The 15,108-nt window shown below is 60.1% G+C and carries 17 protein-coding genes; 3 read left to right on the plus strand and 14 right to left on the minus strand.

The annotated features are described in order from the left end of the window. Nucleotides 1-15: 15 nt before the first annotated feature. The 13 genes from flgL to PG883_RS15505 all read right to left on the minus strand — a co-directional run bounded on the left by flgL (nt 16) and on the right by PG883_RS15505 (nt 12,729). Entirely contained in the window at nt 16-1,224 is a 1,209-nt protein-coding gene (gene flgL, locus PG883_RS15445; protein ID WP_005329788.1) for a flagellar hook-associated protein FlgL, read from the minus strand. 3 nt (nt 1,225-1,227) lie between these two features. After that, entirely contained in the window at nt 1,228-3,225 is a 1,998-nt protein-coding gene (gene flgK, locus PG883_RS15450) for a flagellar hook-associated protein FlgK (protein WP_270807375.1), read from the minus strand. 3 nt (nt 3,226-3,228) lie between these two features. After that, complete coding sequence (gene flgJ / locus PG883_RS15455) at nt 3,229-4,329, minus strand: flagellar assembly peptidoglycan hydrolase FlgJ (protein WP_069652528.1); 1,101 nt, start codon at nt 4,327-4,329, stop codon at nt 3,229-3,231. A 46-nt stretch (nt 4,330-4,375) separates the two neighbouring features. Further along, the gene (locus PG883_RS15460) at nt 4,376-5,473 is read right to left on the minus strand and encodes a flagellar basal body P-ring protein FlgI (protein ID WP_010675288.1); all 1,098 of its coding nucleotides are present in this window, start codon (nt 5,471-5,473) and stop codon (nt 4,376-4,378) included. 60 nt (nt 5,474-5,533) lie between these two features. Continuing rightward, nucleotides 5,534-6,205 (minus strand): flagellar basal body L-ring protein FlgH, encoded by a 672-nt coding sequence (gene flgH / locus PG883_RS15465; protein WP_010675289.1) that lies wholly within the window; start codon nt 6,203-6,205, stop codon nt 5,534-5,536. Between the two features lie 16 nt (nt 6,206-6,221). Next, on the minus strand, nt 6,222-7,010 hold the full coding sequence (gene flgG / locus PG883_RS15470; protein ID WP_010675290.1) for a flagellar basal-body rod protein FlgG: 789 nt from the start codon (nt 7,008-7,010) through the stop codon (nt 6,222-6,224). A gap of 14 nt (nt 7,011-7,024) precedes the next feature. Beyond that, a complete protein-coding gene (gene flgF, locus PG883_RS15475; protein ID WP_010675291.1) occupies nt 7,025-7,771 on the minus strand; it encodes a flagellar basal-body rod protein FlgF in 747 nt (248 codons plus the stop codon). Nucleotides 7,772-7,917: 146 nt separating this feature from the next. Next, nucleotides 7,918-9,264 (minus strand): flagellar hook protein FlgE, encoded by a 1,347-nt coding sequence (flgE, locus tag PG883_RS15480; protein ID WP_039040233.1) that lies wholly within the window; start codon nt 9,262-9,264, stop codon nt 7,918-7,920. Nucleotides 9,265-9,274: 10 nt separating this feature from the next. After that, complete coding sequence (locus tag PG883_RS15485; RefSeq protein WP_069785263.1) at nt 9,275-10,012, minus strand: flagellar hook assembly protein FlgD; 738 nt, start codon at nt 10,010-10,012, stop codon at nt 9,275-9,277. 84 nt (nt 10,013-10,096) lie between these two features. After that, on the minus strand, nt 10,097-10,516 hold the full coding sequence (gene flgC / locus PG883_RS15490) for a flagellar basal body rod protein FlgC (protein ID WP_053288338.1): 420 nt from the start codon (nt 10,514-10,516) through the stop codon (nt 10,097-10,099). After that, the gene (gene flgB / locus PG883_RS15495) at nt 10,513-10,914 is read right to left on the minus strand and encodes a flagellar basal body rod protein FlgB (RefSeq protein WP_053288337.1); all 402 of its coding nucleotides are present in this window, start codon (nt 10,912-10,914) and stop codon (nt 10,513-10,515) included. Before flgB ends, flgC begins: the two co-directional genes overlap by 4 nt. Nucleotides 10,915-10,975: 61 nt before the next feature. Beyond that, nucleotides 10,976-11,800, minus strand: coding sequence for a CheR family methyltransferase (locus PG883_RS15500; protein ID WP_052815061.1), 825 nt, complete (start codon nt 11,798-11,800; stop codon nt 10,976-10,978). A 17-nt stretch (nt 11,801-11,817) separates the two neighbouring features. Beyond that, nucleotides 11,818-12,729, minus strand: a complete 912-nt coding sequence (locus PG883_RS15505; RefSeq protein ID WP_053288335.1) for a chemotaxis protein CheV — start codon at nt 12,727-12,729, stop codon at nt 11,818-11,820. Between the two features lie 237 nt (nt 12,730-12,966). Between PG883_RS15505 and flgA the strand changes: the two genes are divergently transcribed. The 3 genes from flgA to PG883_RS15520 all read left to right on the plus strand — a co-directional run bounded on the left by flgA (nt 12,967) and on the right by PG883_RS15520 (nt 14,400). Next, the gene (gene flgA, locus PG883_RS15510; protein ID WP_069652580.1) at nt 12,967-13,572 is read left to right on the plus strand and encodes a flagellar basal body P-ring formation chaperone FlgA; all 606 of its coding nucleotides are present in this window, start codon (nt 12,967-12,969) and stop codon (nt 13,570-13,572) included. A 94-nt stretch (nt 13,573-13,666) separates the two neighbouring features. Beyond that, the gene (gene flgM / locus PG883_RS15515) at nt 13,667-13,987 is read left to right on the plus strand and encodes a flagellar biosynthesis anti-sigma factor FlgM (protein WP_103261368.1); all 321 of its coding nucleotides are present in this window, start codon (nt 13,667-13,669) and stop codon (nt 13,985-13,987) included. Further along, entirely contained in the window at nt 13,984-14,400 is a 417-nt protein-coding gene (locus tag PG883_RS15520; protein ID WP_010675299.1) for a flagella synthesis protein FlgN, read from the plus strand. Before flgM ends, PG883_RS15520 begins: the two co-directional genes overlap by 4 nt. 43 nt (nt 14,401-14,443) lie before the next feature. Here PG883_RS15520 and yfcE read toward each other — a convergent pair whose 3' ends face one another. Then, the gene (gene yfcE, locus PG883_RS15525) at nt 14,444-14,986 is read right to left on the minus strand and encodes a phosphodiesterase (protein ID WP_103261369.1); all 543 of its coding nucleotides are present in this window, start codon (nt 14,984-14,986) and stop codon (nt 14,444-14,446) included. Between the last annotated feature and the right edge of the window lie 122 nt (nt 14,987-15,108).

Below are 15,108 nucleotides of genomic sequence, written 5' to 3' on the forward strand. Positions count from 1 at the left end.
GTCAACGGATGAACGTCAGCGGATATAGTCGAAGAGGGTCAGCTTGCTTATCTTGCTGAAGGCGAGCTGGGAGGCGCTCATGGCTGCATCCTCCTTGGAGAGGGCCGCGATCACCTCGTACATGTCCGCCTCGGACACCTTGGCCCGCGCCTGCTGGTTCAGGGTGCTGAGTCCGTCGTTGGAGCTCATCACCTGCTCCAGGCTGTTCATCCTTCCCCCCAGCTCCCCCAGTCCCCGGTCTATCTTGGTTCTGGCGTTGCTCATGTGGGTGGTGGCATCGGAGACCGCCAGCTGGAAATCGCTCTCGGACAGGGTCGGATCACGCATGGCGGAGATGAAATCGGACATGCCATTGAGGATGTTGTCGTTTTTCGGGGTATCCAGCACGAAGTTCTGGGTCGCCGACCCCGCAGGGAGGTCGAGGGTGAGCGCCAGGCCGTTGAAGGGGATCTTGTTGCCCGCCACATAGTCGCCGCTTTGCAGCAGGGTGCCACCGCTGTCACGGATCTCGTAGGTGTCCGGCGGCCCGGCCAGGGTGCTGACCGCATATTGGTTGCTCGGCAGGGAAGAGTCATAGTTGTTGCGATAGAAGCTCTCGAAGTTCCCCTGATCCGCCACCGACACCTGGATGTTGCCACTAGCGGCGCTGGCAGTGCGCCGGGTCGCCACTATCTCGAACAGATCGAAACCGGAGTCGTTGGCCGGGATCTGCACCGTGGGTGAGACCTGGATGTTGCGCTGCCCCGTGTCCCCCTGGAACACATAGTTGCCACTGGCATCCTTGACGAAGGGCTGGGTCTTGCTCTGATTGCCGCCGAAGATGTACTCCCCCTGGGAGTTCTTGCTGTTCATCAGGTCGAACATCTGCTTTTGCAGCCCCTCCAGCTCGCTCGCGATGGCGCTGCGCTCCTCGGAGCCCATGGCGGAGTTGTTCGCCTTCTGGATCAGGGTCTGGGCACTCAGCATGGCGCTGTTGAGGGAGGTCAGCACCGTCTCCTCGTGGCCCAGGCTGTTCTCCAGCAGGCTGCCGTTGACGCCGTACTGCTTGAAGAGATCGATCTCCTTGGTCAGCGCCATCTTCTGGCTCATGCCGGCCGGGTCCTCCCCGGAGCGGGAGAATTTATCCCCCGTCATCAACTGGTTGTAGGCGGTGTTCTGGCGCTCGCTCACCTTGCTCATGGAGGCAAGGTTGCGGTCATAGATCATGTTGGTGGTGATGCGCATGACTTACCTCACGGAGGAGAGCAGGGTGTCGAAGATGGTCTTGGCGGTGTTCACTATCTGGGCCGAGGCCGCATAGGACTGCTGGAAGCGGATGAGGTTGGCCGCCTCCTCCTCCAGATTGACGCCGGAGACACTCTCGAAGATGGCGGTACTCTGGGTCAGCTTCGCCTCGTTGGCCTGCAGCAGGGTCTTGGCCTGGCTGGTCTTGTTGCCAATGCCGCTCACCAGATCCGAGTAGGCATCGTTGAAGGTCATCTTGTCGTTGCTGGTGGCGGCGTTGTTGTTCTTGCGCACCAGCTCCTTGTTCTGCAGCTCCGCCAGCGCCAGGCCGTTGGCGTTGTCCGCAAAGCCGTCCTTGTTGTAGCTGAGCGTGAAGCTGTCGCTGGCCTCCACCTTGCCGGTGATGCTGAACTCATAGCCCGGGCTCTGGGTCGGATCGGCGTAGACCTTGGGCCCCCCCAGGGGGCTCTCGAGGGCGGCCATCAGGTTCTGTCCCTTGCTGGAGGCGGGGGCGACACCCAGCAGGTTGTTGTTCTTGTCATAGACCTCGTAGTTGCCGCTGCCGTCGATCTTGATGACCTGGGGGGCACTCGGGTCCAAAGTGTTGGTGCCAAAACCCGAGCCCGTGCCGGTGTTGTAGACACCGCCCAGCGCTATCTCGCCCGAGCCCAGGTTCTGGGATCCCTTGTCCGCCTTCAGGGGGGAAGCCAGCGCGATATCTTCAGGACGGGTGATCGCCTGCTCCAGGTTGGCAGCCGCATTCCGGGTGGGTTGCAACAAGATCTTGTCACCTGCCGCCGGTGTGCCGGAGAGATCGATTTCGATGCCGTGGCCCGTCACTTCGAAGGTGGCTGGCGGCGTGGTCCCCGTGGCGAGCGAGGTACGCTGCCCGCTGCCGTCGATGGCAAACACCTCGTAACCGGTGGCGCTGTTGAACCGCACCTCGTAGTCGAAGGTGGTGACCTCGCTCCCCTTGCCGGGAACGAAGTTGACGCTGGCCGCCCCGTTGCCCTGGTTGCTGGCGTAGGGCAACCCCTGGCTTCCTTTGAGGGTGAAGAGATCCCCCCCAAGCTCGTTGTCGAGATCCATCCCCAACCGGTTCTGCTGGTTCATGGCATCCCCCAGGGCGACGGCCATCTGCCCCAGCTCCCGCTTGGCGGGCTCCAGATCCCGACGCGCGGTGAAGAGGCCACCGATGGCACCGCCAATATCCTGGTCGTTGATGCTGGCCTGGTTCTTGCCCAGGGTCAGCTGCAGGGAAGGCTCACGGGAATCCGGGTCCCCCGGCACCACCTTGAACTGGGCCACGCCGCCATCGAGCACCAGGGAGTGCCCTGTGCTCATGTTGACCAGCATGCTGCCGTTGGGCTGGGTCACGGTGCGGATCTCCATCTTCTCGGAGAGCTGGCGAATGGCCTCATCACGCTGATCGAACAGCATCAGGTTCTCTTCAGGGGAGCCCTGGGTGCGGACGATGGACTGGTTCAGATCGTTGATGCTGTTCAGCAGGCTGTTCACCCTGTCCGTCTCGTCCCCGATGGTGGCGTTGATGGTATCGGACTGCTTGTCGAGCTGGGCGGAGAGGGTGTGGAATCTGTCCACCATACCGCTCAGTTCACTCAGGGTCGTCTGGCGCCCTCCGATCTCGGACGGTGACTCGTTGGCGGTGTGGAAAGCCTTGAAGTAGGAGGTGATGGTGGACCCCACACTGTTGCTGGCATCACCGAGCAGGCTGTCGAGCTGGAACAGTTGATCGTAGCGGGTGTTGGCGGCGTTATAAGCGGACGTATCACGGCGAACCTCGGCCTGGGCATAGGCGTTGATGATGCGATCACTCACCATGTCGCCCGTCCCCAATCCGACGGAATTGGTGTAGATCAGGGTGCGTTCACGTACATAGCCCTGGCTATTGACGTTCACTATGTTGTTGCTGGTGGTCTGCAGCAGCCGCTGCTGGGCCAACACACCCGAGGTCCCAATTCCAAGCAGATCGCTTGCCATAGCTTACAGCTCCATCTCTGTGTTCCTGTCTGCAATGTTACCGGGCGTCGAATAACCGGCGATAGCATCACTGCGCAACACTTGTTTAAGTTTCCTGGCGTACTGGGGATCGGTGGCATAACCGGCCTGCTGCAACGCCTCGAAGTAACGGTCCGGGCTGTCCACCTTGGCCAGCGCCCCCTTGTAGCGACTCCCAGAGGTCAGGAAATCCACGTAGTCGTTGAAGCTCTCTTCGAACGACTCGTAGGAGCGAAACGCCGCCTTCTGGCGCGAGGCCACCCCTTGCTCGTATTCCAGGGTGCTCACCACCGCCTTGGGGCCTTCCCAACGCGGATCGGCCTTGATGCCGAACAGGTTGTGCGTCACGTTTCCGTCTGCATCCTTGATCACCCGCTTACCCCAGCCACTCTCAAGGGCGGCCTGGGCCACCAGCACCGCCGGGCTCAACCCCAGCTTGTCCGCCGCCTTCTTGGCCAGCGGCATCAGCCTGTCGACGAACTCTTCCGGGCTGTCAAACACCTTGGCGCTGCCATCCAGGGCCGAAGGCCTCTGGCTGCTGCCCATGGGCGGCACGGTGCGGTGGGGGCGTCTTGGCATGGCCAGCGTACGCTCGGCCCCATTCAGCTCACCCTTCATTTCGTTATCAGCAAAATCTTTGCCAACTTTGGAGGCAGCAATCAGATCGTTGGAGGCACTGGGGGGTTGATAGGGCTTGTAGACCCGCTCGGTACGCTGGGGCAGCTTGAGTACCCGGCCATCCTGATGGGTGAAGGTCTGCTCGGGTGAGAGCTGCCTGGCCACCATCTCGGCAATGCCCAGCCCCCCCTTGCTCGACATGTCGGCAACCCGCTGCTCGTCCAGCATCCCTTCATAGAACTGGGTGTAGCTGCTGTTCATCGGGTTGCCCTCGGTGAGCACCGAGTTGGCCTGGCGCATCCCCTTGAACAGGGTCTGGGTGAAGATGGATTCGAACTGGCGGGCGGCCGCCATCAGGGCCCCTTGCTTCCCCTCCTTGCTCAGGCTCATCTGGCGCAGTTTGTCCAGGTTCTGGACATCCTGCACCATGCCAATATTGATACCGCTCTGGGTGTCGAACTCTGCCATAACCTACCTCTTTGCCGCCCGTGGCAACCGCTTGCCGCTCACGAAATTACAGAATGACCAGTTGGCCCTGGATCGCGCCCGCCTGCTGCAGCGCCTCTAGGATCGCCATCAGATCCCCGGGGGCGACCCCCACCTGGTTCACCGCCCGCACCAGGTCGTCCAGGGTCGCGCCGGTATCGAGCTTGAACATCCGACCGGGATCCTGCTGCACGTTGATGGTGGAGTTGTTGGTGACCGCCGTCTGCCCGCCAGCGAGCGGATTGGGTTGGGAGACCTGCTGGTTCTCGGCGATGGTGACCGTCAGCCCACCGTGGCTGATGGCCGCCGGGCGCAACTTGACCTCGCTGCCGATGACGATGGTCCCGGTGCGCGAATTCACGATGATCTTGGCGGACTCGCTCGCCGGGTCCACTTCCAGGTTCTCGATGGTGGAGAGGTAGGAGACCCGCTGGGCCGGATCCCGCGGCGCGAATACCTTGATGGAGGTAGCGTCCATCGCCTGGGCGGTGTTCGGACCCACCAGATCGTTGACCACGTCCGCCAGACGGCGGGCGGTGGTGAAGTCCGGCCGGTTCAGGTTGAAGGTGATGGTGTCGCCCTGGCTGAAGGAGTTGGGAACCTCCCGCTCCACGGTCGCCCCGTTGGCGATGCGCCCCACTGTGGGCGTGTTCACCACTACCTTGGAGCCGTCCGCCCCTTCGGCCCCGAGGCCACCGACCACCAGGCTGCCCTGGGCCACCGCATAGACGCGGCCATCCAGCCCTTTCAGGAAGGTCTGGAGCAGGGTGCCGCCACGCAGGCTCTTCGCCTCGCCGATGGCGGAGACGGTGACGTCTATGGTCTGGCCCGGCTTGGAGAAGGGGGGCAGATCCGCGTGGATGGCTACCGGTGCCACGTCCTTGATCTTGGGCTTGATGTTGTCAGGCACCTTGATGCCGAAGTTGTTGAGCATGGTCCTGAAGGTCTGCTCGGTGAAGGCGTTGTTCTTCTCCCCCGTGCCGGGCAGGCCTACCACCAGACCGTAACCGATCAGCTGGTTGCTGCGCACTCCTTCCACCGAGGCGAGGTCCTTGATGCGGGATGCGTGCGCCAACCCGAAGGGCAGCAGGCAGCACAGCAGGGCAAGCAGACGGAATCGGTTCATGACATCTCCTAACAAAACCTTCCTGATCCAGGGCCCGTGAACGCCCCGGACTCTTGAGTCTTAAATGGGCCACCAGGGGCCGTTGAAGAAGCTGGTGAGCCAGCCCTGTTCCTGGGTGTTCGCCAGATCCCCGGTACCGCCGTAATAGATACGCGCATTCGCCACCCGCTGGGAGGAGACGCTGTTTTCCGAGCTCACGTCCTCCGGGCGCACCAGACCGGTGATACGGATATATTCGTTGCCATTGTTGAGCATGATCCACTTCTCGCCGCGCACCAGCAGGTTGCCGTTTGGCAGTACCTTGACCACGCTGACCGAGATGTTGCCCTGCAGGCTGTTGCTCTGATCCGCCTTGGCCTGCCCCTTGAATGCACTGTTCTGGCCGATGGAGGCCGACAGATCGTAGGGCCCCGCCGTGACCGGCACCCCACCCAGGGTGACGGGGTCGAGCGCCAGCTTGTTGTCCTTGCCGCTCTGGGTGTTGGCCTTTTTCGACGCCGAGGTCGACTCCGCCAACTGGATGGTGATGATGTCACCCACCCGGTGCGCCTTGATGTCCGAGTAGATGCCGTTGACCTGCTCGGGCTGGAAGATGGCGCCGGTTGGGCGCACCGACACCGGCTCCGACTCCCCGTAGACGGGGGCGAAATCCGGGTCATCCGGTTTGGCGGTATTGGGGGTACTGGTGCAACCCGCCAGCGTCAGCAGTCCCAGCATCCATATGGCTTTCATCATGACACTCCTTTCATCAGGTCCGCTGGGTCAGGAAGGACATCATGGAGTCGACGGCGGAGATGACCTTGGAGTTCATCTCGTAGACCCGCTGAGCCTGGATGAGATTCACCAGCTCCTCGGTCACGTTGACGTTGGAGGTCTCCAGCATCCCCTGCTTGATCACCCCCAGCCCGTCCGCGCCGGCAGTCCCCTGAATGGGGGCGCCGCTGGACTGGGTCTCGAGGAAGAGGTTCTCCCCCATGGGCTGCAGGCCGGTGGGGTTGACGAAGTCCGTGGTGTTGATCTGGCCCACCACCTGGGATTGGCCATCCCCCTTGAGCTGGACGGAAACCTGGCCATCCTCCCCCACGGTGACGCTCTGGGCGTTCTCGGGGATCTGGATCTCCGGTTGCAGCGGGTAACCGTTGCCCGGGGTGACGATGGTCCCCTCGTCGTTCAGGGTGAACTGGCCGTTGCGGGTATAGGCGGCGCTGCCATCGGGCAGCTGGATTTCGAAGTAGCCGCGGCCGCTGATCATCAGGTCAAGGGAGTTGTCCGTGGTCTGGACGTTGCCCTGACTGTGGTTTTTCTGGGTGGCGACCACCTTGGCCCCCGCCCCCAGCATCAGGCCGGAAGGGAGCTCGGTGTCCGCCGAGGAGCGACCGCCAGGCTGGTTGATGTTCTGATAAAGCAGATCCTCGAAGATGGCCCGCGCCTTCTTGTAGCCCACGGTGCTGGCGTTCGCCAGGTTGTTCGAGGTGACCGAGATGTTGGTCTGCTGGGCATCGAGGCCGGTCTTGCTGATCCAGAGTGCAGGATTCATGGGGTGCTCCTTGATTAGCTGATACGCAGCAGCTGGGTTTGTGCCTCGTCGTTCTCCTCGGCGGTCTTCATGATCTTGACCTGAGTTTCAAACTGACGTTGCAAGCGAATAAGGTTGGTCATCTCGTCGACCACGTTGACGTTGCTCCCCTCAAGGGAGCCGGCGATCAGGCCCACATCCGCAGACGCGGCCTCATTCTGGCCATCCTTGCGGCGAAACAGGCCGTCCTGGCCTTTCTCCACCGCATCTGCCGCCGGGTTGACCAGCTTGATACGCTGGAAATCTTCCGGCAGGTTGGCGGCAGCCCCCTCGGGACGGCCGCTGATGGTACCGTCACGATTGATCTCAATTTTCTCCATGGGCAGGGGCAGCACGATGGGCTGACCGGCATCATCCACTACATTCAGACCGGTGGAAGTCTGCAGATTGCCGGTGGCATTGAGCTGCAAGTTGCCCATGCGGGTATAGGCTTCCGCGCCGTTGGGATCCTGCACCGCAATCCAGCCTGGCCCATCGACGGCAACGTCAAGATCCCGACCCGTGGTCATCAGCATGCCGTGCTGCAGGTTCTGGCCCGGCCGCTCGGTCATGGCGAACACCCGCGTGGGCAGCCCTTCGCCAAACGCCTGCATGCTGCGCGCCTGCTCGAAGTCAGACTTGAAGCCAATGGTGTTGGCGTTGGCAAGGTTGTTGCCACGAACAGCCAGGCTGTTCATGTTCTCCTTGGCCCCGGACATGGCGATGTAAAGCAGGTGATCCATGGGATCCTCCGTCAAACAGATGACTCTCACAGCTCAACTGCAAGTTGAATGCCAAGAGAGATGACGAAGACGGAATGAAAGGAGGAAATGAGGCGGGACGGAAATGACAAGGGGCGCCGAAGCGCCCCTGCCAACTACCCGCCGTCTTAGCGGATCTGCAGTATGTTCTGCTGCAGGGAGCTGTTCACTTCCAGGGAACGGGAGTTCGCCTGGAAGTTGCGCTGGGCAGTGATGAGATCGACCAGCTCGGTGGTGAGGTCCACGTTGGACTGCTCCAGTGCCGACGACTTGATGGAGCCGAACGTGCCGGAGTTCGGGGTGCCGGGCAAGGCATCGCCAGAGAGCAGGGACTGGCGCCAGGAGGTGTCGCCGACCTGGGTGAGACCCTGGGCATTGGCAAACTTCGCCATGGCCACCATGGCCACCTTGACGGTGGTGGCGTTGCTGTAAGTGGCGGAGACAATGCCATCCGCCCCGATCTCCACCTTGGTCAGGCGACCGACGGTGGAGCCGTCCTGGGTCAGCTTGCTCACTTCAAAGGGGGAGGCGTACTGGGTCACGGTACCAAGCTTGAACTCAATCTCCTGAGTGCCATCGGCGCCATTGGTGATGATACCAGCCCCTGTCGCCCCCAGGGGTTCCGTCTTGATGACCGCCGGGGTGGTGGGTGTGACCATCTTGCCGGAGGCATCGAAGGTCACCCGGGCGCTCAGGGGGGCCTGACTCAGACCGGTCGCCATGGTGGTGGCCGTACCGCCTACGATGTCGATGGGCTTGTCCCCTTCATAGAGGTACATACGCCAGGCAGTCGGCACCGCCGCTTGGGTAGGATCGGCCGGATCCGCTTCCTTGGTGAAGTACTGGGTGATGGTGTGTGGCTCGCCCAGGGAGTCATAGACCACCACGGAAGTAGAGGAGGAGTAGGTGGTCGAGTCCGTGGGATCGAATTTGGAGGCATTGACATCCATCAGCGTTTTCGTGCTGGAAGGCAGGTTGAAACCAGCCTCGACCGTCGTGGTCTGCACCGGCTCACCGGCCTTGTCCGGGATCTGGATGGGCTTGGTGGCGTTGATGCTCACCGCCTTGGGGGTGCCGTCAGAGTTGATCTCGTACCCTTGCAGATAACCGCCGGAGTTGCTGACCATGTAGCTGCTTTCATTGAGCTTGAAGGCGCCCGCACGGGTGTAGGTGCGATCCAGGTTGGTCAGGCCGTCCGAGGTCACGAAGAAGCCGTTGCCCTGGATGGCGAGATCCAGCGCGTTGTTGGTGAATTGCAGCGCGCCCTGGTGGAACTGCTGAGCCACAGCGCCAGTCGCCACCCCGTTGCCGACCTGGGTCTTGGCGTTGACGAAGATGGAGTTGGCATAGACGTCGGCGAACTCGGCGCGGGACTCCTTGAAGCCGGTGGTATTGACGTTGGCAATGTTGTTCGCGGTGACGTTCAGGTCTTTTTGAGCCGCATTGATGCCGCTGAGGGCATTGTTGAATGACATGTCTTTCTCCTTAGATCACTGCGTTAGAGGACGAAGCCGACTGGGTGGTGGTCTTGCCGGTCGTCGCGCCAATTTCCAATACATCGGTCAGGTAGATGCCGCCCAGCCCCTTGAGCTTGAGGGTGCTGGGATTGGTGCTCGTACCCAGGGTGACGCTCTCCACCTTGGCGTAAGTTAGGGCGGGTACGCTCTCCGACTTGCCATCCACGGTGGCGTGCGCTTCTATCGAATACTTGCCGCTCTTGGCCGCATTGCCGGACTTGTCCTTGCCATCCCACTCGAAGGCCACGTTCCCCTTGTGGTCCCCCTCGAGGGAGAACTCCTTGACCACCTGGCCGCTCTCGTCCTTCACTGTCACCTTGATGTTGCTGCCGCCGTCTCCGGTGGCGATGACGCCGGAGAGGGTGCCCCCCTTCTCCACATACCCCGTGTTGGAGGGGATGAGCACGTTCTGGCCCACCAGGGCCGACGCCTGGAGCGCCTGGCTCGAGGTCATCAGGCTGTTGAGGCTCTCCATCTGGGTGGAGAGGCTGCTGATCCCCTGGGAGGTCGACATCGAGGTCATCTGGGACAACATCTGGGCGTTGTCCACCGGCTTGAACGGATCCTGATAGGAGAGCTGCATGGTCAGCAGCTTCAGGAAGGACTCCTGATCCAGCTCCTTTTTCTGGGTGCTGGTGTTGACCGTACTGGTCTGGGCCGACGTCGTCCGGTTGACACCCAGCAGGCTGTCATAGGTATCTGCCACTTATGCTTCCCCCTCTAGGGCTTGCGATGCCCGGCGTAGGCCGAACAGGCGGTCACGGGTCTCTGTCATCTGGGTTCACCTCTATCAGGACTTGCCGAGGCCGAGCGTCTGCTGCAGCATCTTCTTGGCCGCATCGGCCACCTGGACATTGGTCTGGTAGCTGCGGGAGGCGGCGATCATGTCCGCCATCTCCTCCACCATGTTGACGTTGGGCTTGAAGATGAAGCCATCCTTGTCCGCCATGGGGTGGTTCGGGTTGTACTCCTTGAGCAGGGGGGCATCGCTCTCGACGATGCCTTTCACATCCACCCCGACCGAGGCCTGCTTGTCGGTCATGGCCTGATCCAACTGGGCGGCAAAGACTGGCCGCCTGGCGTGGTAAGTTTTTTCCACGCTGGAGCTGACGCTGTCAGCGTTGGCCATGTTGCTCGCCACCGTGTTGAGGCGAACGGACTGCGCGCTCATGGCTGAGCCTGCAATGTCAAAGACCTTGAACAAACTCATCCTTGCTCTCCTTTCAGTGCTTTGAGCAGGCCGCTTATCTTGCTGTTCATGAATTCAAGAGAGGCCTGGTATTCAAGGCTGTTGCGCAGGAACTCGCTGCGCTCCTGCTGTACGTCCACCGTGTTGCCGTCACCGGTATCCGGTTGCAGGGGATTGCGGTACTGGGTCGTGCCCGGGGAATCCATCTGCAAGGCGAAGTGCTTCTCGCTGGTAGTGCTGAGCCCGAACCCTTGCTGGCCCTGGGCATCCTGCAACGCTTGTGAGAAGTTGATGTCACGGGCCTTGAAACCCGGCGTATCCGCATTGGCGATGTTGCTGGACAACACCTCGGCACGCTTGGCGCGCACGCTCAGCGTGTACTGATGAACACCAAATGCCTTGTCGAATGAAATTGCCATAGCACACCTCCTGCTTCATGGATATTTAGCAAGAGGTGTGCCAAGAGGGTATTGAGCGGGGTTATTTGACCTTGTAGACGATGCCGGGGTTGCAGCGGATCATCTCGAACTTATCGGTGAGGCCAGCCAGAGACTCGGAGGCCCCCAGCATCAGGTAGCCGCCAGGATTGAGGCTGCTGGCGAACTGGTTGAGGATCTTGGATTTCACTTCGGGCGCAAAGTAGATGAGCACGTTGCGACAGAAGATGATGTCAAACTTGCCGAGCAGGCTGTAGCTCTCCAGCAGGTTGAGAGGGCGGAAGCTGGTCAATTTTCTGACACGCTCCACCACCCGCATCTTGTTGTCGCCATAGGGTTCGAAAAAGAGTCGCTTGCGCTCGGGGGAAAGCCCGCGAGCCAGTGCAAGGCTATCGTAGATCCCTTCCTTACACTGGTTCAGCATGGTGCTGGATATATCGGTCCCTACTATTTGCACCCCGCCCGGCATGCTACCCGGCCGTTTAACTTGCTGCTCCAGCGCCGTCATGGCGATGGAGTAGGGCTCCTGTCCGGACGAAGAGGCGGCAGACCATATCTTGATGGTGCGACCGCTCTTACCAAGCTCCGGGAAAATCTTGTCACTCAATAACTGGAACGGATAGGTATCGCGAAACCACAAAGTCTCGTTGGTGGTCATGGCATCGATCACTGCCATCTTGAGTTCCCGCTCGCGCACGCTCATCGCCCGGGTGACCAGATCAGACAGACTCTCGATACCAAACTGAGTCATCAAGGGCGACAGGCGGCTTTTAACCAGATACTGTTTGTTGTCACCCAGTACTATGCCGCTCTGTTGTGCCAGAAAATTGCTGAATTGCCTGTATAAGTCGTCCGAAAGTGTCTTCATGCAGTTGTTCTTCTTGATTAGAGAGCGCCTTGTACGGCCTTGGCCAATTCATCCGGCTGGAATTTGGCAATGAAATTGTTCGCTCCGACTTTCTGCACCATGGCCTGATTGAACACCCCACTGAGGGAAGTGTGCAGGATAACATGCAAATCCTTGAGGTTGGGATTGTTGCGGATCTCGGCGGTGAAGGTATAACCATCCATCTCCGGCATTTCAATATCTGAAATAACCAATGCAATCTGATCATGTATGGGGCCATTTTTGGACATCTCCAACAACATGTTGAGCGCTTCCCGTCCATCCTTGGCCAGCACGCACTGCACCCCGATAGCCTCCAGTGCACGTTGTACCTGCTTGCGCGCAACCGAAGAGTCGTCCGCAACCAGCACGGGACGCCCGTGAGGATTGCGCTCCACGCTTGCTTCCACCAACTCGGTGGACACCTCAGTGGAGACCGGCGAAATCTCGTTGAGAATGCGCTCCACGTCCAAGATCTCCACCAGCTCGCCATCTACCTCGGTCACTGCCGTCATGTAGTTGATGCGACCAGCCCCTTTGGGTGGCGGCAGAATGGACTCCCAGTTCATGTTGATGATGCGCTCGACCGAGTGGACCAGGAACCCCTGAATGGAGCGGTTGTACTCGGAGATGATGATGAAGCACTTGGAGAGATCCTGGATGGGGCGCTTGCCCATCGCCATGCTGAGATCGATCACCGAGATGGTCTGGCCACGGATATGTGCCACGCCGCGAATGCAGGAGTTGAGCTTGGGCATGACGGTCAGAGGGGGACACTGCAGCACCTCGCGTACTTTGAATACGTTGATGCCAAATCTTTGACGTCCATTGAGACGAAACAGCAGCAGCTCCAGCCTATTTTGTCCCACTAATTGGGTTCGCTGGTTAACCGAGTCCAGAACACTCGCCATAAACACTCCCTAAAAATGCTTGGCACTGATCGTGCATATCATTATGCATGCACATTGGCTTGCATCAGACCATCGTTGTTTCAACAACAGAATAATTCTGGAGCAAGCATAGTTAACTACGGTGGTATACGTGAATAACTTATCGACCGGTAAGCAAAAATGATTAGTAGACTTTTCCTTATCTTACTGCCGTTTTGCAGTCTGTCTCACGCCATGGCGTCCGAGGTCACCGACTATCTGCAAGAACAGGCACAGGCGTTCGTGCTCGACCAGCTCGATATTCCCCTCGATGCACAGGCCGACGTCAAGGCCGGCACCATTGACGAGCGCCTCCCCCTCACGCGCTGCGAAGATGCCCTCACCATTTCCCTCCCCGCCCGGATGGAGATCCGTCGCAACACCACCGTCTACCTCAAGTGCGAGGGAGATAAATCCTGGGATCTCTATCTCCCTGTCCGGGTCAGCATCCAGAAACCCTATGTCACCGTCGCCGTCCCGGTTGCCAAGGGAGACATCCTGAGCGAACCGATGCTGACCTTGGCATACCAGGACCAAACCCTGATCCGTGGCGACTACCTTACCGATCCGACCGCACTCATCGGGGTACGCAGCAAACGTGAGCTCAAACCGGGCCAGCCAATCAGACTGACCCAGGTCTGCGTGGTCTGCAAGGGGGACCAGGTCACCCTGAGTGCTGAAAACAGCAGCATGCAGATCAAAACCATGGCCCGCGCCTTGCAAGATGGCAGCTTCGGAGACATGATCCGGCTTGTCAACACGCGCTCGGGCAGAACGGTGCAAGGCCAGGTCAGTGCAGTGGGCTCCGTGATTGTGACATTCTGACACATGAATGCACTGCGCAATTTTTTTCTAAAGTTCTGACCGCCGTCACCGATACACAGGTAAGCGAACAGTAAAGCAGACGAAGGTAAACCTTATGGCTATCAACAATATCAACAACTTGGCTAACAACCGCCTGCAAAACAGCGGCAGCAGTCAAGGTGTAGCCACCAAGCCGGCGACCTCCAGCGAGGGCAGCCGTGCGACCACCGTCAAGAGCGACTCTGTCTCCTTGACCAGTGAGGCGCAGCAATTGCAGCAGATGCAGAAGACCCTCAACACCGCCTCCACCGGTAACGAGAGCCGCGTCGAGAGCCTGAAGAAGGCCGTGGCCAGTGGGGAGTACAAGGTCAACAGCGAAGCCGTGGCCAGAAAGATGTTCAGCTTCGAAGCCGATCTGGATAAACGGTTGGGATGATGGACCTCCCTTCGCTGCTGCGCGCTCAGGACGACAACCTCTCCCAGATGCAAGGCTTGCTGGCAGAGGAGTTCGACCTCCTCAAGGCTCACCGGGCCCTTGCCTTGCCGGCACTCGCCGATCGCAAGCAGCAACTGCTGGTGGCCATCGAGATGCTGGACAAGACTCTGGCAGAGCTACCTGACTTGCAGCAACAGCTGGGCGCCTTCCCGACCCAATTGCAGGCCCTTCAAGCCAAGCTGGAAGCCTGTCAGGAGCAGAACAACCTCAATGGACGTCTGCTCGAACTCAGTATTGTCTCCAATCGCCGTCTCGCCAGCTTCCTCAGCAAGCTCAGAGACAGCAGCTCCCTGACCTATGACGCCAAAGGCAATACCCGCTCAGGCACCCGCTCTTTCGGGATCAAGGCCTGATCTCCTCTCCCCCTTCGGGCTTCCTCTCCTTTTGGGCCCCTAGTCAGAGCACCAGCTGCATCAGGGTTTCTCCATCCTTGCAGGCATGAATGCTCATGCGGCCCTCGTGATATCGCCCATAACTGGCCACCCACTCGCCCCTTGGAAAACAGATAGACCCCGGGTTCATCAGGATCATCTCTCCTTCCTGACATAGCACAGGCACATGGGTATGACCGCTGATGAACAGGCTCCCTGCAGGCAGGGGCACGTTGCTGGGCTCATAGAGATGACCGTGGCTGACAAACCAACGCCGCCCATCCACCAGTAGCTGGTTGTAGGGCGCCGTGATGGGGAAGTGGAGCAGCATCTGGTCCACCTCCGAATCGCAATTACCACGCACCGCCATGATGCGGGGGGCCAGCTGGTTGAGCCTTGCCGCCACGGCAGCAGGATCATACCCCGCCGGCACCGGATTGCGCGGCCCGTGATTGAGCAGATCCCCGAGCAGCAGATAGTGATCAGGCTGCCAGGGAGCGAGTTGCGCCAGCACCTGCTCGAGGGCAGTCAGACTGCCGTACAGATCCGAGATAATGGCAATCTTCATTCCACACTCCTCTTGACATCCTCCCCCACCTTAGCGCTTCGCGTCACAGGAGGGGGATTCCCATTACTGGGTGATAGCTGCTCGCGCAGTACCGGGTTCCTGCTTCATCGGGCGGCCTGATT

Source organism: Aeromonas sp. QDB25, from assembly GCF_027707725.1.
In the GTDB taxonomy this organism is placed as follows: domain Bacteria; phylum Pseudomonadota; class Gammaproteobacteria; order Enterobacterales; family Aeromonadaceae; genus Aeromonas; species Aeromonas caviae.